The organism is Flavobacterium pisciphilum, assembly GCF_020905345.1.
Classification (GTDB): Bacteria; Bacteroidota; Bacteroidia; order Flavobacteriales; family Flavobacteriaceae; genus Flavobacterium; species Flavobacterium pisciphilum.
In genome coordinates, this window is the sequence record NZ_JAJJMO010000001.1 from 1,223,144 (window position 1) to 1,242,103 (window position 18,960).

Consider the following 18,960-nt stretch of genomic DNA (forward strand, 5'->3'; position numbering starts at 1 on the left):
CCACTAATTACAGTGGGTTTAAAATTATTATTATTTTTAAAATTATTACTTACTGCTTACTTCCTCTTTCAAATTCGGCTGTCCTTTACCTGTAGTTATTAAATTATACAAACTACTATTAATATAGTTAGTCCATCCGTTCACGCAGATATCGTAACACTCATAATCTGGAACCAGCCCTTTATGTGTTAATCGAATTTCTGTTTTATTATCTTTTTCACTTATTTCAAAAATGACTTTTGTACCTACCCACTCTCCTTTATCAACAGTAAAATTAAAATGATTTTCTAACACATCCCAAACTACCTTTTTGTTTGGAATAACTTCTACTAATTTCATTTTACAAATATGAATGTCTTTATAATGATATCTAAACTCATCATTTAACTTTCCTGTACCTCCTTCAATTTCTTCTGACCACCATCCTCGAACGTTTGTAACTGCATCAAATGCTTCTTTGGGAGTTTGACCTACTAAAATAGTTGTTGTAAAATCTTGATTATCCATAATTATTATTGTTTAAAAAAAATGAAAACTCATTGAACTAAACAAAGTTAACAATCTCATTTACAAATAACAGGGTGTAAAACAGACTTTTACAGGGGTAATTAAGACAGCTTAAATTTTACAGATATTCTTTTTTATCATCTCTTCTTTTCTTTAGGTAATATAAATACCAAAGTCAAAGCCAAAATTGCCAATACTGATCCTGCTAGAATTAAAACTACATCATGTGCATCTTTAAATGCTGTCATTGCCGCTTTTTTTATGATCTCACCTTTCTCACCTCCTAACTCATTGGCAACAATCATTGCATCTCCAATTGAATTATTTACCTCCTTTGAGACTCCATTCAACAATTCATCACTAATAATAAACTTTTTTACAAAAATTTGAGATAGTATAATTCCAAAAAAAGTAATCCCTAACCCAGTACCTAGTTCATAAGAAATAGACTCCATTGAGCCTGCCATCCCAGCTTTATCAAGTGGAGCAGCAGACATGATAGCTGTTGTTCCAGCTATCAATACAACCCCTAAGCTGAACCCTAAAACTATCGACCAAAATAACAAGCTAGCTGTAAATGAACTAAAATCTAATTGACTCAACATAAAGAATGATAATGACGATAAAGACAATACAGTAATTATAACGTTCTTAAATCCAATTTTACTGAGTATTGAACCCGTAAGCGGTCCTGCTACTGCAGAAGAAGCCACAAATGGTAACATAAATAGTCCAGCATCTATCGGACTTAGCTTATGTACAAATTGGAGTTCTTGTGCTAATAGAAATTCAAACCCTACAATAACTGCCATTGGCACAAAACAAAGTAACATTCCTAACAAAATTATTTTGTCTTGCAATAAGCTCATATCAATCATTGGAGAAGATGATGTTTTCTGCTTTTTAAAAAATAATATCAAAAAAAGAAGTCCAACCGCCCCTACAACAATACTGACCCAGAAAGGATGATCTTCTTTAAAAACTGTTTTAATTCCATAAACGAGTAAAATCACGCCTACTAATACAAAAGCAGCATCTTTTAACACCCAAGGCTTCTCAGGATTCGAAATTCCTTTGGGCACTCCAATCCATATAAAAGGGATAACAATTAAAATTAACGGAAGGTTAATCAAAAACACTGCTCCCCACCAATAATGCTCGACAATAATTCCACCAATAACTGGACCTACTGCTGCTCCAGCAGTACCTACTGCTGCCCAAATCCCTAATGCCGTACCACGTTTTGCTTCATTAGTAAAAGTTTGACTTATCAAAGCTAAAGTTACTGGCATAATCATCGAGCCTCCTAACGCCAGAAGCGCACGAGATAGTATTAAATAAATCGGTGCTGTAGAAAATCCTGCAAAAAATGAAGCTATTCCAAATATTGTCAAACCAAATAATAGTACTTTTTTATGTCCAATTTTATCTCCTAAGATTCCCATAGGCAACAATAAACCAGCCATAATAAGTGGATAAATATCTATAATCCATAATACATCATTACCCGAAGCTCCCAATGATAATGTGAGTGTAGGGATAGCAACATGTAATATGGTCGCATCAATAGTTACAGGAATAAGTGCAACGATAATAATAGCAAGTATCAGCCATTGATTTTTTACATTATTTTCACCTTCTAATACTCTATCTATCTTTTTCATTCTAATCAATTATATTATCTACCACAAAGTAACCCTAAATTTTTCTACACCTAAGTGCAAAAAATGTTATTTCTATAATAAAATTAAGCTATAAATGCCCTAATCAATAATAAATCATACATTAAATACAAAAAGCCCACTCTGTTGAGTGGGCTTAAACGTAAATTTATTCAATAAAACAACAATACTATCTTTGTTCTGTTATTTCAGATTTATTAAGTTTAATTACTCTTATTTTTTGATTCGTATTATCTGACAAAAAAAGACGATCCTCAAGTTGCGCAACACTTACAATACTTCCAAAGTTATTTTGCCCCATAATATCTGACGTATTTACTCTTGGATTGTAAGTTCTGTCCATAAATTCTTTTTTAGGATAAAGGCGTAAATAATTTAAATCTCCTACATTCTCTGAGGTAATAGCCCAATCAGCATTAATAGCAACTGCCAATGGCTTTACATCATTAAAAGGTACTACTACAGGCTGTATTGGCGCTTTTAAAGAAGCTGCAGCATTAGCACGAATACCTGCAATGTTGTAATACAAATACCCTTTTGCATTTCTTCCTGCTACAACTAAATTCCCATCAGCAACAGCCATTGAATACACCTCCTCAAACCCTTTTAAGGTATTTAATTTTGCAATAGGAACTAAATCCCAATCACTTTTATCTGTAATTTGGGATGTCTCAAAAACTTTAATACTAGTTTCTTTTTCTTTAACAAATACTAATCCATCTTTTACAATAATCCCAAAAACATGAACGAAAGTTCTCGACCATTGACCATTCCCTAAAACACTGATTCCAACATTCGTTACTTCATCAAGAACAAAAAGTCTTGAATCAACGCTTCCAATATAAATTCGACCATTATCAACTGCAACTGAACTAAGTTTTGCAAATGCAATTGTAGTAGTTCCTTTAGTATAATTTGCAATTGTTTTTAAATGAGCCAAAGTACGTGCATTAAAAACTTCAAGTACATCTCCATTACAAACATACAATTTATCATTTGCTACAGCTATTCCATTTGGGTTTAACGTTCCTTTTCCATCACCAACCTGACCTGCAGTAATTGAGGCTTCATCAGTAGGATAGTAATAAGTATGATTTGGAGCCGTTCCGTCGAAAGAATCCTTGCTACAATTTGTAAATACACAAAGTAACAATATAAAAAAAGCTATTTTATTCATTTTGATTTTATTTGTTAATTCCATTTTCCTTCTCCTTTATATTTTAATAAGAATGGATTTTTTGGATTAACTGTGAAAATTGGTTTCTTATATGTTCCTGTCAAATGATTTGTTTTAGTCCATCCTTTTAATACCTCTGGATCAGTAAAAGGAAGATCTTTCAGGTAAATTAAGTATTTGTAAAAATGAGTTAACATCTCTTGTTGTCCACCGCCTTCGCCACTATTAGCTAAATTACTACTGTGACTAAAACCTATATGATGTGAGTATTCATGTGACCAAACCGACATATCTCCTACCCAATGTCCTGTAATATAACTAGATTCCCATTGAGATGCTAAAGGTCCGCCTCCCCAAGCAGAATCGCCTCCTACCATTGCCATATAAACTGTTCTATTATCAAGGTAGTCCAAATATATTTTCTCAATTTCAACCTTAGTAAGATAATCGTAGACACCATCAACATCCTCTGCATTTCCATGCCAATAGGTTGCTCCATTTACAGCTGTTCCTGCTTGAGCAGCTTGCTCTTTTTTATATCTATCAAAATTAATAAAGGTGTCATAATAAATTGGATGACTTAAAGCGTATGAATAATTGATAATCATCGCAATTGCCTCTTTAGCCAAAACTGGGTTCATAGGCAAAAATTTACCCAATTCTTTAATATGGTATCCATCATTAAATTGAACTAAATGTGAAGACTTAATTTTTTTGAATTTTGCAAACAAAGGATCACTTGATTCAACCGAAAATTCTATTGCACCTGAAGAGAAACCATCAATTTTATCAATTGTAACCGCATTACCAGTTTCTAATAAATAATCATGTTTTCCTGTTACCAAAGGAATTTGATGAAATGAACGATGAAAAGCGGGAATTTTTGTGAAACTATAAATTAAGAATCGCTTGTCATAATTAGCCAATTTAGCGTAGATTCTTACATCGGTAAGTCCAACAGGAGAATAAAGAGAAACTTGTACCGAATCTTTCCCTTTTTGAATCACTTGCATCGGTTGATTTACACGAAACCAACGATCTTCTTTATCATACATTTTTGAAGGACTTTCATCATCTTCAAACATAGTCATTGCACGATTTCCTGCTGGTAAATTTGTTGCATCAATACTTGGTAAATAGTTAGCATTGTAAGCAGTAGATTGGTCTTCTTTATCACAACTTGTAAAAATGAGAAAACCTGTAATTAGCAAGCTGGCAAAACGCCACCTCTTAATGTTTGTAATCATTGTAGGTTAGTTTAAATTTGTTTTTTTAGTTTTGGGAATATTAGATTTTGAATCTAATGTTGCAAATATCTTCCATTCTTTTTTAAATAAAAATTTGTTTTTCTTATTTATAGAAAACGATAATTATTACATTTTTATCTATAAAACAACAACATACTAACAAAACTACAATTCAAGCATTATATATATTAACTTTTATTATCTATAAATTTCCATTTTATAATAATAAAAAAACGGATTCTACTTTTAATTAAAAGAGACTCTTAAGTATAAAAAACTAACTACCTAACTACCGTTAATAATTAATAAAAAGAAAAAGCAACTCCAAATGAGTTGCTTTTTCTTTTATAAACATCAAATTAAACAATGAAATCTATTATTGTTTTTTTTCTAATAATTCTAAACGTTTATTCTGACTATCAATATACTCCATTAACTTCTCTGTCTTTTTTTCCTGATTGATAGCATACAAAGTTAATTCTTCTATTTTCTTCAATAAATTCATATTCATCTCGGCTAGCATAAGACCATTTTTTTCAATTTCTTTTGCTGATGGAATTTCTGGTAAATGACTATTTTCTTTTATAAAGCTTTCAACTTCTTCTAATGACTTTAATTTATAATCATTAGCAAACACATAATCAGGAACAAGTGGACCAGCTAAATCTACTCTCACCTCTTGTGTATGAATTTTTCCTTTTACAGTTAATTTTTCATCTGGAGCTGTTGTTCCTATACCAACATTACCATACATAAATGAAAACTGACTTGCATCTAACTGCATTTTAGAATATATATATGAGACTCTATTAAAAGATTGTAATCCAACAATATTGGTTAACGGATCTAAATAAACCTCAAGCCCTTCTGCTCCATTGTTAGAAACCACAAATTTTTGATGAGGACTCATAGTCCCTATTCCAACATTACCGTGCAAAAATGAAAACTGACTTGCGTCTAACTGCATTTTAGAATACGTATTTGAAACTCTATTGAAAGATTGTAATCCAACGATATTGGTTAACGGTTCTAAATAAACCTCAAACCCTTCTACTCCATTGTTAGAAACCACAAATTTTTGTCTAGGCTTAACAGTCCCAATCCCAACATTACCATCTCTTAGGTTAAATATTGTATTGTTACCTAACTCATTTATATAAAGAGGTAACATTCCATGCGATTGTATCCAACTATAATTTGAGTTTCCTCCTATTTTTAAATTAGTTCCATTATGCGTCTCAATTGTTAATCCGCCTACACCAGACTGATCGTCTGGAACCTTAAAGCGCCCCTTTCCTATAACATCCAATTCAAATTTAGGATCCAATGTACCAATACCTACATTACCGGTCGGTTCAAGCTTATTTTGAGCTACACAAAAAGACGTTATTAAGCATAGCAATGCTAGTGAAATATTATTTCTCATAATTTATTTAAATTTAATTAATAAGGGAAAACACCTAAACTCCTTGATTTCTCTGTATGATAACTTCTACACTTAATTCGTCTAAATTGGTTTTGTAATTTCTCTTTTTCATGAAATTCAAGTGCTTTATACTTCCTAAAGTAGCATCATTTTCAATTTTGTTTAGCAGCGCCAAACATCCGTTAAAAGAACCTTCCAAAGAGAAAATGTAACTTGTTGTTATAAATCCTTTTTCAGTTATTATATGTGGTTCTTTAAAATCAATAATTTTAAGATGGTAGTTAGTACTATAGGTATTAAGTTGTTTTAATAAATCATTCTGAAAAGAATCAGTAGTATTGATAGTATAATTTGATAAAAACAAATCCAATTGTTTTTCTTTTTGAACTAACTGACTTATTAATTTTGGCGTCTCGATTGTACTAAGAAGTTGTTCTTCTTTTGCTTTATATTCCTTATAATATTCAATTGTATTAGAAATTGCAAAAGAATAACAAATACATAAAGTTAAGAAGAAACCAACCAAAAGTAATTTGTTTTTTTTGTTAAGTCTCATATCATTTCAGTATTAGCTTAATTGAGAATTCTGTTTCATTTAATTCATTTTTTCCAAAATGAGTTATTATTGCTTTGTTGATCCATTCTAATTGTTCAATAACCTCGACCCAATTTGTAAAAGCACTATTATCTATAGTAGTTCCTGAAATTATCAATACTTCATCTTGCGTAATTATTGATTCTTCAGATTTTATCTTTTTTTCTAATGGAGAATAAATAAATTCTTTTAATAAAATTGATTGAGGCACTCTTTTAGTAATTTCATTAATGATAAATGAACTTTTGGAAGAGGTTCTATCAACAATACTTTTTACTTTTTGCTCTTTTATTACAATCCTCTGCTTGATAGTATTTACACTTTCTAGTGATGATTGATTTACCAATACTATTTCGGAAGTTTTTTCAGCCTTTTTATAATAATGTGAAAAAACAAAAAAATTAAGAAGTAAAATAGTCAATATTACTCCTACCATTATTTTTAATCCTTTAGTAAAAAAAGCTTTTTGATTAAATTCATCATAAAGCATTGTACTATAATTTATAATACTTCCTGTATTCTGAGTGCTTTGAGTTATGAGTCGTAATAAACCTGAAAAAACTAATAAATGAGTATTATAAATTATTAGATCATTTATATTATAAGTTGCTTCTAAACCTTCAGATTGAAAAGTAATAATCTGCTTTTCTTCATCCTTAATTATTATCTGATTATTTGTGAACAAAACCTTTTCATCAGTATAGTTCAATATCTCCGCTATTGAACAAACCCCAAGACTTACTCCAGAAATAGTAATCTTTTGTTTTTCATAATGTGAAAGTAAATCATCTAAATATTTTTTTCTAGTAATTGCAATAATTGATTTTGTTTTTAATCTCCAGATTTCAAAATAAAACTCATCCCAATTTGTGTTTGGAAATGTTTTATGCAATAATTTCTCATCTGAAGCATCAACACCAGCAACTTCCTTTTGAATAACCTGATTGGTATTAACAATCAAAAAAAAAGGGAGTTTAGTATCCCATTTTTCTGCTATTTTCTCAGTATAACTTACCTTATCTTTTTTGGAAATTATTAACCCTTCTTTCTTCTTTTCTACTAACAATAATGCTATTTTCTCTTCATTATTCAAAGTGAAATGTTCGATACCAATATACTGGGTACCTATTAATAAAGGGGCTATAAATGGCAAATTCATTAGTAAATAACAGTTGGTTTAATTAATACTGATAATTTTTTCTTAGAGTCCTCTCTTTTTCGAGAACTAAATAACCATTTAATAATTGGAATTCTAGATAATAATGGTACTCCAGTTCCTGAATCATTTTTTACAGATTCTTCAAGACCACCTAATACAATTATGTCTTGATCTTTTACTCGAATAATAGAGGTGAATTCTCTTGAATTAATTCCAGGAGGCGCATTTTTATCAACTTTTTGCCCATTAAAACTAGATTGAATTACTTTAATATCCATAGTTATCTGTCCATCACCAGAAACTAAAGGCATAATCGTAACAGATAATTCGGCATCAATTGGTTGGTAATTTTTAACTTCAGAAGCTTGTGGAATCTGCGACCCATAAAAGTTTTGATTCGTAACTACATAGTAGGTTGTTTCACCAATAGATAAATAGGCTTTATGTCCATTTAATGTTGATAATCTTGGGGACGAACGAATTTTTAAATTTCCGTTAGTCTCCATTGCTTTTAGACTCAAATAAAAATTAGGAACTACTTTTCCAATATTTAAAGATCCAAATCCATTAAATCCGTCGATAATATTATTAATTGTTTGTGCTCCAAGATTCATATCTGCTCCTGGAAACAAAGTACCTGTGGTAGTAACTGGCTTATTTCCAATCCCTGCACTAATTCCTGTTTCTACAGTAGCACTTTTGTTCACCTCAAGTAACATAACTTCTATCAAAATAACTGGTACAGCCTTATCAATATATTTTATAAAAACTTCAAAACGCTCAATATTCGCCGCAGGTCCATTAACCAAAAAACTATTAAGTTCTTTATCAATTTTTATATCTAAATCTTTCTTAATTTCATCAGGAATTATTGACAAAATAGACTCTGAAGGAGTACTTGCTGAAGAAGCTGAACTATTTGAATTATAGTTATTATTTTGATTTTGCTGATAATTTGAATTTGATTTATTATCAAACGTACTATTTGAATTATTATAATTAGTATAATTGGTATTATTATTTAATCGTCCTGCACTTCTTCCCTCTTTCGATGGATCGCTCAAAATATCAATTGAACGATACATTAACGGAATAACTTTTATGTTTCGAACAACTAATTGATCTTTAGTTCCAAAATAATAAATAGATCCATTTTTCATGTAAGTATAAGGCCCACTTGAAGCTCCACTATTTGAACTTCCTATATTATTATTATTATTATTATATTGTGCCTGAGATGAGCCAATATTTGAGGATGAATTATCTGACTTAATTTCAAATAATTTATTTAATAAAGCATCAAATGAAATGTTTTTTGCTTTAACAGTGGCATTTCCTGCATTCTCAAGTGGGCTAGAAATAAACATATCAATATCTAATTCATGCCCTATATCATATATAATACTTGAAATTGGAGTATTTTCGAAATCAACATCAAGTAATTTTTTATTAGCATCAATAATTGTAAAAAAGAAATTTGATTTTCGAGAACGCAATGGTTTATTTTGACGAATAGCATCTGTACCTGATTCTTTTGAATACGTTCCTTCCAATTGATCAAAAATATAAAAATTATCTCTAGACTTTGTTACATTTAGATTATTTGCAAAGGCTAGTTTATTTAATGCAGCATCAAATGGCATGCTCTTAATATAAACTGTTAATAATTGATTTTCTAATCCCGGAGCAAAAACTAAATTTTTACCACTCTTATCCATTATTTCTTTGAAAACTCCATATAATTGATCTCCTTTTAAATTAAGAGAAAGTAAATCATTAGAGGTATCATACACTACATCAATTGGCTTGACAGCTTCTTTTACCACTGGTTTTTCGTATGACTTTATAGAGAGAATATTTCCAGTAAAGTCGATTGTTAAATTATATTCCTTACAAAGAAAAAGCAACAAATCACCTACTGTAACTCCCGTAAAGCTGTTCACTATATTTATTTGACTTAAATTTGGAGCTACACTTAAGTTAATTTTATGCACCTCAGAAACTGCTAGCAAAAAACTAGATAAAGTAGACTCTTTAATATTAATATTAACTTTTTCTGACAAACCAGGTGCATCAGCACTTATTGCATCAATATTATTTTTAAGTTGTAAAATCCTATTTTCTTGTGAAAATGAAATTTGAAAAATTAATAATAAGAGGATAGTAGTTATTTTTTTCATGAATGTAAATCAGATGTGACTGCTTTTATATATATTTTTACAAGAGTAATGAAAAAACTTCATCAATTGAAGTCGTTCCATTTTTAATTAGAGATAATGCATTTTTTTTCAGTGTGAAAATTTCGTTTTCTTCCAAATAAGTATTTATATCTAATTGATTATTTTTAATCAATGCAGAGAGTTCACTTCCTATAGGTAGAATTTCATAAATGGCTTTTCTACCTGAATACCCTGTATGATAACAATTTTCACAACCAACAGCAGAATGATGTTTGTTCAAATTTTCAGGAATAATAAATCCTGTTGGAAAAAGGGCTTGCGAAACATTTTCTTCAACTTTACAATATTCACAAAGTTTCCTTACTAGACGTTGAGCCACGCTTACATTTAATGTACTCGCAATCAAGAAAGATGGGATTCCCATATCAATTAATCGAGAAACTGTAGCCCATGCCGAGTTGGTATGAATTGTAGACAACACAAGATGCCCTGTTAAGGCAGCACGAATAGCCATATTTGCAGTATTTACATCTCGAATTTCACCAACCATAATTATATCTGGATCTTGACGTAAAAATGTCCTTAAAGTAGTCGCAAAATCAAGCCCAATATTTTCTTTTAATTGTACTTGATTAATACCCTCCAATGTATATTCTATAGGATCTTCTACAGTCAATATGTTAGTATTGGGTAAATTAAGCTTTTTTAAAGTAGCATATAAAGTAGTCGTTTTTCCAGACCCTGTAGGTCCTGAAATGAGTACAATACCATTCGGGCGTTTTATATTCTCAAGATAAGTTATTAGCTCTTTCTCAGTAAAACCAAGAGCATTAATATTAATATGACTGGTATCCTTACTTAAAATACGTAATACTACTTTTTCTCCATGGAGGGTTGGTAAAACTGAAACACGAACATCAAAATCCTCGTAATCAGTAACCATAGTAATACGCCCATCTTGAGGTAATCGCTTCTCAGAAATATCTAGTTGTGCTCTAATTTTTATTTTATTCACCAGAATAGGATACTCCTCTGTAGTAATATGAAATTGCTCTTTTAATTTTCCATCCAAACGAAAACGCACTCTAGCATTTTTTTCATAGGGTTCAAAATGAATATCACTGCTTCCTATTTCTTTAGCATTTAGCACTATTTTCTCTAAAAAATCTGCTGAATAATGGATACTTGAAATATTTTCAGAAGATGTTTTTCTATAATTAGTACTCAAATAGCGATTAATATTTTCACTACTCTCTGCTTCTAATTTTATAGCAAAATTTAATAAAACTGATAGTTCATTTTGTAAACTTTGTATATCAACACTATCTGTTTTTAACAGCACCAACTCTCCTACTTTACCAACTGGAATAATCCTGTAATAAAATGCTTGTTCTGATTTAACAAGTTGCTGAAATTCTATAGAAATATCAAAATCATTCATTGCTTAATAGGCATATAAAAAGTTGCTGTCATAAAAAAAAGTTATTCCATAAACTACTCCAAAAAACAAAGCCATGTATCCTGCTAATGGCACTGTTCTTTTCTCTTTATTGACTGATAAAACAAAATGTAATAACAATGAGAAAAATAATGAAAATAAAAACAATACAAAAAAGGAAATTATAGAAAAGGAAAAAGAAATAAAAACAAAAAATAATACATCACCTAATCCTAAAGATTTTTCAAACTCTATCCCTCTTAGTTTAGTGTAGCCATAACAAACTATTAATAAAAAAGAAACGAATATTAAATTAACTCCACTATTAAGTAAAACAATGTTAATGGGTAAGATTGTAAGTTGTATTGTAAAAGCTAGAACTCCAATTAATGGATATAAAAACCAATAAACCAGCCGGTCTTTACAATCCTGATATAATATTATAAAAAATAAAATAATCAATAAAAATTTTAATAATAACATTAGTCATTTACTATTTGTTTTGGAACCCCATTCTGATCAATTTCCCAAACATTAAAAACACCATTACCATTAAAATCAGTTATAGCAGTAGCTTTTACTTTAAATTCATTATTGCTCGCTTGTACAATTTCATATACATAATTTGCACTACCATTATCTTTTGTCGTTTTGGGAGCTTCAAAATCAATCTCCACAAAATCTGGGCTGTATTTAGAATACATGAAATAGTATTGTTTTTCGGCATTGTATATCGCTTTTAGCTGTACTTGCGCCTCTACACTTTTAGCTTTTGTAATTAAAGGCATCAAATTAGGTAAAGCTATTAATAGTAATATTCCAATAATTGCCAATACAATTAACATTTCTTGGAGATTAAAGGAAGGGAATTTTTTAACAAGGAATTTTTTCAAAACAAAAAAGATTTAGTATGGGCAAATATATAGATTTTATTGAAAAAAAGTCACATAATAATAAATAAGAAATTACACATTAATTTACCGAAAAAAAAAATGAGTAATGATTAACAAAATCAATCCTCATACATAAAACACATAAAGTCATATTACTTTTAATTTAAACTACATTTTTTTTACATCAGTAAATAAAAATTTTAAATCAGACGACATTACAAGAAAGTAAAATACTATAAAAAAACAAAGATTGGTATTCCCTAAAAAACCCATTTTACATTAAAAACAATACAATATAACTTGTTAAAGTAATATAAAAGCTTTAACATTGCGCAAAATTAGCTAAATAAAATAATGAAGAAAATTCCTTTATATGCTGCAATTATAGCAGTGTTTTTAAGTATTGTTGCAATTTATTTTGCAAAATCAAGCTCACAATTAGTCTATGTTGATGTTAATAAACTAATTATAGGGTATAGTAAAACAAAAATTGCTAAAGCCGAGTTTGATAAAAAAGCCAATCTGATGAAAGCAAACGTTGACTCATTAGTTGCAAATTGGCAAAACGAATTAAAGAACTACGAAAAAGAAAGAGCGTCTTTATCTCCAAAAGAGTTAAAGCTAAAGCAAGAATTACTTGGTAATAAACAACAACAAATTAATGGATACCAAGAAGCAATTCAGAAAAAAATACAAGAAGAAGACAAAAAAGTAACTCAAACTGTAATTAATGATATTAACGATTACATTAAAGAGTACGGAAAAAAACATAACTATAAAATCATATTTGGTGCCAGTGGTGGTGGAAATATCATGTATGCTGATGAATCTACTGATTTAACTGAGCAAGTTTTAAAAGGACTTAATGCAGAATATGATAAAAAATAACCTTTTATTACTTCTTTTATTATTACTTCTAACTTCCTGTAACAAAACTTTTGATAATCAGGAAGAAATGTATGATTATATAAAAGATGAAGACAACGGATACTGTTATAAAAAAACGGTTAATGGTGTTGATTATATACTACAATACAGACCGACAGATTTATTAGTTCAACAAGATTTAGAAAACAAAACTAATCCAACTGAAATAAATAGACTAAGACAGAAATATAATAAATATTTATATTTCAACTTGTCTATGTCTAAGAATAATCAGGAATTACTAAATGGAGTTGCAAGAGATAAAACTAAATTCGGTCAAATGGTTACTGATTTAGCCTTTAGAATGGAAGAAAAACTTCACGTATATACTCCTACAAAAGACACTTTAGCATTAGCCGATTTTATTTACCCTAGAATGTATGGTATGAGTAGTTCTACATCCATAATGATTGTGTATCCCCGAGACAATAAATTTATTAAACAAGACTATCTAAACTTTGTTATTGAAGATTTAGGGCTTGATACTGGAGATATTAAATTCAAAATAAATACCAAAGCACTAGAAAAAGAACCTCAATTACGTTTTTAATATTAGCCTTATGATTACATACAAAAAGCACCATCGCCTTATTGCCACTTTTTTCTTGTTGATTTTTTTCCCAACTTTAATACCAAATAATCTATTTGCATCAAATAATGGACCTAAATCAGCTGAAGCAGCAAGCTTTGAGCCTGTTGATGCAACTGATATGGTAAATCTAATCACAGGCCAATATAGTTATGTATTACCTTTACTTAATGTCCCTAGTCCAGAAGGAGGTTATCCAATAGCTATGGCATATCATGCTGGTATAGCATTAGATCAAGATTCATCATGGACAGGATTAGGATGGAACGTAAACCCTGGCGCAATTGAACGAAACATTAATGGTTACCCAGATGATTATAATACTGCAGTTATTAGTGAGTATTTTTATGACTCTTCAAAAACTGATAAAATTTCATCTGTATCAGTAGGATATTCAAATGGCGCTTTTTCAGTTGGATTAGGTTTCAATTGGAGTAATAGTCAAGCTGTTGGTGGATTCGTAAGTGTTGGTGCTGGTTATACAGATCAAGCAAGTGGTGCAGGGGGTGGTGCCAATGCTTCTATTGGATTTGGAAGCTCATCAGGAAATGCCTCTGTAGGTGTTGGTATAACTACTGCAGGTGGATTAACAGTAGGAGCAAATTTAAATTCAAATGGCAATTTAGGAGGCAGTATCGGTTATTCAAATAATACAAATGGTGAAGGCTTTTCGTTAGGATACAATTCTTCAGGCACGTTTTCCTATGGAGCTACTTTATTGTCTGGAAATAACAATACATCATCCCTTGAGGTAAGCCTCTCCTCAGGAGGGATAGGAATAAATGGAGGGGTAAAAAATCGTAATAATCAAAACAAAACAGTAGGAGGAGCTGGGACAGGAATACGTCTATCTTTCAATCATACAATCAATATGGGAGATTACAGTACAAAATCTAATGGATGGATAGTACCTATTATTGTACCTACACAAATAGGAACCTTTAGTTTAAGCTTTGGTAAACAGGAATTTACATATTACCTTTCAACGAATAAAGAATCGGTTGTAAATGGAGTATTAAATTTCAACAAAGTACAAGAATCCTATGTGGTCTCTACTCGAGATGCAAAATTACCAAATACTACAGGTAATAATTTAGTTAAATCATTTGAGAACTTAAATAGTGCTATCGTATATCGAGACCAAATGCTAATCAAGTATCCCAATTTATCTACAACTATATATTCGGGTTCTAATTCAAATAGTGAGCCTCAAATAGTACCATGGACAGATCAGCAGTTAAATATTCCTGGTTACATTTTTGAGAAATCAACAGGAGACATACACGAATTCTCAATAGAGAATACTCTCAATATAGAAAACAATAACCTTGTCTTACCTAGCAATGATAACTTTAGTGCAAATTCTCAAGGGTTATCAGGAAATTTTAGATCTATTTTGTATGAGAATGGAGCGCTAAAAGGACTCAGTAATTATGAAAACAAAAATGGTTTTAAATTAATTTATTCTGCTCCTGACCAAGGTTATTTCCGTAACAAACCAGATTTTTATTTTGATAATGAAATAAGTACATACTTAAACACTACAGATGTAAAAACAATATCTCAAAATTCAGATTTAAATAAAAAATTTCCTTATGAACATTATTCATCAGGAGAAGATTATGGAAAACTTAAAAGAGTTACATCTAAAAAAATTGAATATTGGTTAAATAGTGATTTAGTAAAAAATTTATCTCAATTAAAAGATAGAGGCTTTTTAGATACTAATGCAACAGGGATTGACAGGTCTAAATTACCCGTAGATGGTATTGGTGCATTCTCAATAACTGCCATTGATGGTAAAACTTATCATTATTCATTACCTGTTTATAATCATGAAATTATTACACGAACTTTTGGAATGATTAATGGAAAAACGGAAGAAAACCAAGCATATATGGAGAAAAGACAATTGGAACCATTTGCCACACATTGGTTATTAACTGCTATTACAGGTCCTGATTTTATAGATAATGGTGACGGAATTGCTGGAGATGGAGATTTAGGTTATTGGACAAGCTTCGATTATGGCTTATGGTCAGATGCATATTTATGGTCCGCTCCTGATAATAAAGAGTATTTTACAGATGATTCAAACTCTAACATAAAGACTTGGATTAAAGGAAGAAAACAAATATATTATTTAGATAAAATAAAAACAAGGACCCATACTGCAATATTCTTAAAAGATGAAAGAAATGATGCAAAGTCAAAAGAATGGGAATATAAATCGGTCATACATGAAAATAAACGTGAACAACGTGAGTCTGACTTTGTCACTAGGTTTATAGTGCCTTCCCAAAAACTTCTAAAACTAAGTAAGGTCCTATTATTTAAAAATGAAGACATAAACATAAATAAGAATCATGGAGTTGATTCAAATACAAATATTGATATTAATTATAGTAAGAATTATAATTACACACAATCAAACACGTTAAGAAACTCGGAACTTTATAATAGTTTTTACTACAATAAAAAAGAACTAGCTCCAATTAACAAATATGATAACATAATTGATATTGGTGACAATTGGGAACAATACATTTCTAAAGCAATAAAAATAGTCGATTTAAATTATGATAATTCCCTACTCAAAGGGGAAGGCTGTTTAACATTAAAATCTGTAAAATTTAGAGGAAAAGGCGGTTCAGATATCTTACCTCCTTATCAATTCGAATATAATAATGAGAATGTACAATTAGCAGATTTAGATAATGTATCTGATGGCTGGGGGTATTACAAGAATAACCCTTCAAATTGGTCTCTGAAAAAAATAATTACTCCACAGGGTGGAGCAATAAAAATAAATTATGAGAGTACAAAATTTAAAAGTCTAACTAAAGCTGCATTAGAATTTTCAAATAAAAGCTTAACAAAATTTAAAAGTACTGTACCCACAAATCAATTGTTGATAGATGGTGTAAATGAAAAAGTAATAATAGACATAGGTTCAATACATAACTATCCCATCTCATTAAATCAATCAGTAAAAATTAATTTCACTTCTTTTTTTAGAAGACAAATTGGGAATAACATAGTAATAACAAAATATCAATATGCCGGTAACGGGCATATTTCTTTACTTGAAAACACTTTAGGAGCTGGTAAATATGAAGTTACATTCGACAATCCTGTAACAAGTGAAATCATATATAATTCACAATTAAACAGTTCTATATATAACAATGATGATATAACAATCAGTATTGATTTAGATGGGAATCCCACATTTGAAGGTGGTGGTACTCGAGTTTCAAAATTAGCAGTTAGTGATGGTTTAAATGAATATAGTACAGACTACAAATATGGATTAAATGAAGACGGTATAGGTTATGTAAGTTTTGTCCCATATGCTCAAAATATCACTAAAGAGCTACCTTATAGTTCGGAATTACCAGCTCCAAGGGTTATGCACGATTACGTATCAGTTGAATTTAAAAGCACAAATAATAAATCTAATGGTAAGATTCGTTATAAATTTAATGTAATGAAAGAAAAAACTCCAAATAAAATTAAATATGGAGATTTCTTTGAGATTGAAAAGAATGAAACCTATTTCACCAATAATTCAGGTAAAAATGTAAATATAAGTTCAATAACCTTGAAAGATAATTTAGCTGCAATTGGCCAATTATTAGAAGTTTCTACTTATAATTCAGAAGGGCATCTTTTAAGTAAAATTTCCAATAATTATTTTTCCAAAAATGAAATTCCGAATAGCATTGGTATTTCAAAAGAATCATATCAATCTTACAAAACAGTTGATTATCTATCTCCAAACATTAATGATAAATGGTTAATAAACACATCAACTAGAATAAAATATCCAAATATTATTAAATCATCTACAGAGCAAAGTAATGGATATACATATTCATCTCACTTTTTAGATTATGATGAAATTTCTGGCATTTCTAAAGAGCAAGTGATGAAATCAAGCGATGGCCAATCCTATAAAACAAAGATAATCCCAGCATTCCGTATTTACCCAGAAATGCAAACTTCAAGAAACATGTTATCTCAAGTTGCAGTTAATTATGATTATATTTTTAGTAAAGCTGAAAATAAATGGAAAGAAACTGGAGTAGGTATAACCACTTGGAGTAATAATTGGAGCTACAAAAGCATAGATGGTACTTTAACTCCAGTAACATTTCCTGATGGAAGCTCTCCTACGTATTGGAGTGAAGTTGCTAGATATGCAAAAAAAATAATTTGGAGAAAACACAAATCATATATTTGGAATGGTAGTAAAGATTCTAATGGTTTATTTCTCAATTATAATAGTGAAAATCATGATAATTTTAATTGGAATATTGGAGTTCTTAACATTTGGACTGGTTCAATAGGTGTTGGTTCACAACCAACCCAATGGAAACAAACTTCCGAAGTTACATTATATGATCATTTTTCTAAACCATTGGAGATAAAAGATGTCAATGGGAATTATGCATCCAGAAAAATGGGTGATAATAACACAAAAGTAATAACCTCTGGTAATGCTAGTTATAGTGAAATGTTTTTTGCAGGAGCAGAAAATGCGCCTCTTTCAAATTTCCCTACTTATCTTGAATCAGAAGTCGCTATGATAAATGCATCTAGAAATACATTATTTTATCACACTGGAAAATATTCAGTTGCTACAACCTCAAATTCTCAATTTGGAATATCCATGAAAAATGGCGAGCATAGACCTGGTAAATATAAAGTATCTGTTTGGGTAGAAAAAACTAATGCTGCCAAAGCTCGTATAAATAACAATGGTAGTATAATTGATTTCACAGAAACATACACTGCTGGTAATTGGATTTTAAAAACTGGTTACGTAAATGTACCAGTAGGGGCTTATTCGGTATATGTCACTTCTGCAGATGGATCAACTGTGTATTTTGATGATTTAATGATACGCCCAGTAGCATCTTCTATCACTGGATATGTTTATAATGAATGGGATGAATTAACACATATAATTGCTAATAATGGTTTAGCCACACGATTTGAATACGACGCTGCAGGAAGGTTAATAAGAACTTATTCTGAAATTATTGATGATCCAAAAAATGGAATTACGGGAGGTTTTAAATTAGTAAAATCAAACACTTACAATAATAAATTTTTTTGATAACATCGTTATTTG

At 30.1% G+C, this 18,960-nt stretch carries 14 protein-coding genes; 4 read left to right on the forward strand and 10 right to left on the reverse strand.

Annotated features, from left to right (window positions below; all coding sequences use genetic code 11):
- Positions 1-45: 45 nt before the first annotated feature.
- From LNQ49_RS04615 to LNQ49_RS04655, 9 genes are all read right to left on the reverse strand, one after another.
- Positions 46-507, reverse strand: a complete 462-nt coding sequence (locus LNQ49_RS04615) for an SRPBCC family protein (protein WP_229987543.1) — start codon at positions 505-507, stop codon at positions 46-48.
- A 137-nt stretch (positions 508-644) separates the two neighbouring features.
- A complete protein-coding gene (locus LNQ49_RS04620) occupies positions 645-2,171 on the reverse strand; it encodes an MFS transporter (RefSeq protein ID WP_229987544.1) in 1,527 nt (508 codons plus the stop codon).
- A 187-nt stretch (positions 2,172-2,358) separates the two neighbouring features.
- Positions 2,359-3,390, reverse strand: coding sequence for an LVIVD repeat-containing protein (locus tag LNQ49_RS04625; RefSeq protein ID WP_229987545.1), 1,032 nt, complete (start codon positions 3,388-3,390; stop codon positions 2,359-2,361).
- Complete coding sequence (locus tag LNQ49_RS04630; protein ID WP_229987546.1) at positions 3,381-4,613, reverse strand: hypothetical protein; 1,233 nt, start codon at positions 4,611-4,613, stop codon at positions 3,381-3,383. The genes LNQ49_RS04625 and LNQ49_RS04630 overlap by 10 nt, the downstream gene beginning before the upstream one ends.
- Positions 4,614-4,989: 376 nt before the next feature.
- On the reverse strand, positions 4,990-6,039 hold the full coding sequence (locus LNQ49_RS04635; RefSeq protein WP_229987547.1) for a tail fiber protein: 1,050 nt from the start codon (positions 6,037-6,039) through the stop codon (positions 4,990-4,992).
- Positions 6,040-6,073: 34 nt separating this feature from the next.
- Positions 6,074-6,595, reverse strand: a complete 522-nt coding sequence (locus LNQ49_RS04640) for a general secretion pathway protein (RefSeq protein ID WP_229987548.1) — start codon at positions 6,593-6,595, stop codon at positions 6,074-6,076.
- A 1-nt stretch (position 6,596) separates the two neighbouring features.
- Positions 6,597-7,793, reverse strand: a complete 1,197-nt coding sequence (locus LNQ49_RS04645) for a general secretion pathway protein (protein WP_229987549.1) — start codon at positions 7,791-7,793, stop codon at positions 6,597-6,599.
- Positions 7,793-9,973, reverse strand: a complete 2,181-nt coding sequence (locus LNQ49_RS04650) for a type II secretion system protein GspD (RefSeq protein ID WP_229987550.1) — start codon at positions 9,971-9,973, stop codon at positions 7,793-7,795. Before LNQ49_RS04650 ends, LNQ49_RS04645 begins: the two co-directional genes overlap by 1 nt.
- A 37-nt stretch (positions 9,974-10,010) precedes the next feature.
- Positions 10,011-11,414, reverse strand: a complete 1,404-nt coding sequence (locus LNQ49_RS04655; protein ID WP_229987551.1) for a GspE/PulE family protein — start codon at positions 11,412-11,414, stop codon at positions 10,011-10,013.
- A gap of 73 nt (positions 11,415-11,487) precedes the next feature.
- Between LNQ49_RS04655 and LNQ49_RS04660 the strand changes: the two genes are divergently transcribed.
- Complete coding sequence (locus LNQ49_RS04660; RefSeq protein ID WP_229987552.1) at positions 11,488-11,685, forward strand: hypothetical protein; 198 nt, start codon at positions 11,488-11,490, stop codon at positions 11,683-11,685.
- Between the two features lie 208 nt (positions 11,686-11,893).
- On the opposite strand, the gene LNQ49_RS04665 is transcribed toward LNQ49_RS04660, so the two are convergent.
- A complete protein-coding gene (locus LNQ49_RS04665) occupies positions 11,894-12,304 on the reverse strand; it encodes a prepilin-type N-terminal cleavage/methylation domain-containing protein (protein WP_428978334.1) in 411 nt (136 codons plus the stop codon).
- 354 nt (positions 12,305-12,658) lie between these two features.
- On the opposite strand from LNQ49_RS04665, the gene LNQ49_RS04670 reads away from it, so the two are divergent.
- The 3 genes from LNQ49_RS04670 to LNQ49_RS04680 are packed head-to-tail and all read left to right on the forward strand — an operon-like array spanning position 12,659 to position 18,945.
- A complete protein-coding gene (locus tag LNQ49_RS04670) occupies positions 12,659-13,192 on the forward strand; it encodes an OmpH/Skp family outer membrane protein (RefSeq protein WP_229987553.1) in 534 nt (177 codons plus the stop codon).
- A complete protein-coding gene (locus LNQ49_RS04675) occupies positions 13,179-13,781 on the forward strand; it encodes a hypothetical protein (protein WP_229987554.1) in 603 nt (200 codons plus the stop codon). Before LNQ49_RS04670 ends, LNQ49_RS04675 begins: the two co-directional genes overlap by 14 nt.
- Before the next feature lie 10 nt (positions 13,782-13,791).
- Positions 13,792-18,945 carry an RHS repeat domain-containing protein gene (locus LNQ49_RS04680; protein WP_229987555.1) on the forward strand — a complete coding sequence of 1,718 codons (5,154 nt, stop codon included), beginning with the start codon at positions 13,792-13,794 and terminating at the stop codon, positions 18,943-18,945.
- The last annotated feature ends 15 nt before the right edge of the window (positions 18,946-18,960 follow it).

What these genes read in the sequence shown, in the direction of transcription:
- LNQ49_RS04615 (WP_229987543.1), bottom strand. Translation starts at nt 507, where the DNA reads ATGGATAATCAAGATTTTACAACAACTATTTTAGTAGGTCAAACTCCC.
- LNQ49_RS04620 (WP_229987544.1), bottom strand. Translation starts at nt 2,171, where the DNA reads ATGAAAAAGATAGATAGAGTATTAGAAGGTGAAAATAATGTAAAAAAT.
- LNQ49_RS04625 (WP_229987545.1), bottom strand. Translation starts at nt 3,390, where the DNA reads ATGGAATTAACAAATAAAATCAAAATGAATAAAATAGCTTTTTTTATA.
- LNQ49_RS04630 (WP_229987546.1), bottom strand. Translation starts at nt 4,613, where the DNA reads ATGATTACAAACATTAAGAGGTGGCGTTTTGCCAGCTTGCTAATTACA.
- LNQ49_RS04635 (WP_229987547.1), bottom strand. Translation starts at nt 6,039, where the DNA reads ATGAGAAATAATATTTCACTAGCATTGCTATGCTTAATAACGTCTTTT.
- LNQ49_RS04640 (WP_229987548.1), bottom strand. Translation starts at nt 6,595, where the DNA reads ATGAGACTTAACAAAAAAAACAAATTACTTTTGGTTGGTTTCTTCTTA.
- LNQ49_RS04645 (WP_229987549.1), bottom strand. Translation starts at nt 7,793, where the DNA reads ATGAATTTGCCATTTATAGCCCCTTTATTAATAGGTACCCAGTATATT.
- LNQ49_RS04650 (WP_229987550.1), bottom strand. Translation starts at nt 9,973, where the DNA reads ATGAAAAAAATAACTACTATCCTCTTATTATTAATTTTTCAAATTTCA.
- LNQ49_RS04655 (WP_229987551.1), bottom strand. Translation starts at nt 11,414, where the DNA reads ATGAATGATTTTGATATTTCTATAGAATTTCAGCAACTTGTTAAATCA.
- LNQ49_RS04660 (WP_229987552.1), top strand. Translation starts at nt 11,488, where the DNA reads ATGTATCCTGCTAATGGCACTGTTCTTTTCTCTTTATTGACTGATAAA.
- LNQ49_RS04670 (WP_229987553.1), top strand. Translation starts at nt 12,659, where the DNA reads ATGAAGAAAATTCCTTTATATGCTGCAATTATAGCAGTGTTTTTAAGT.
- LNQ49_RS04675 (WP_229987554.1), top strand. Translation starts at nt 13,179, where the DNA reads ATGATAAAAAATAACCTTTTATTACTTCTTTTATTATTACTTCTAACT.
- LNQ49_RS04680 (WP_229987555.1), top strand. Translation starts at nt 13,792, where the DNA reads ATGATTACATACAAAAAGCACCATCGCCTTATTGCCACTTTTTTCTTG.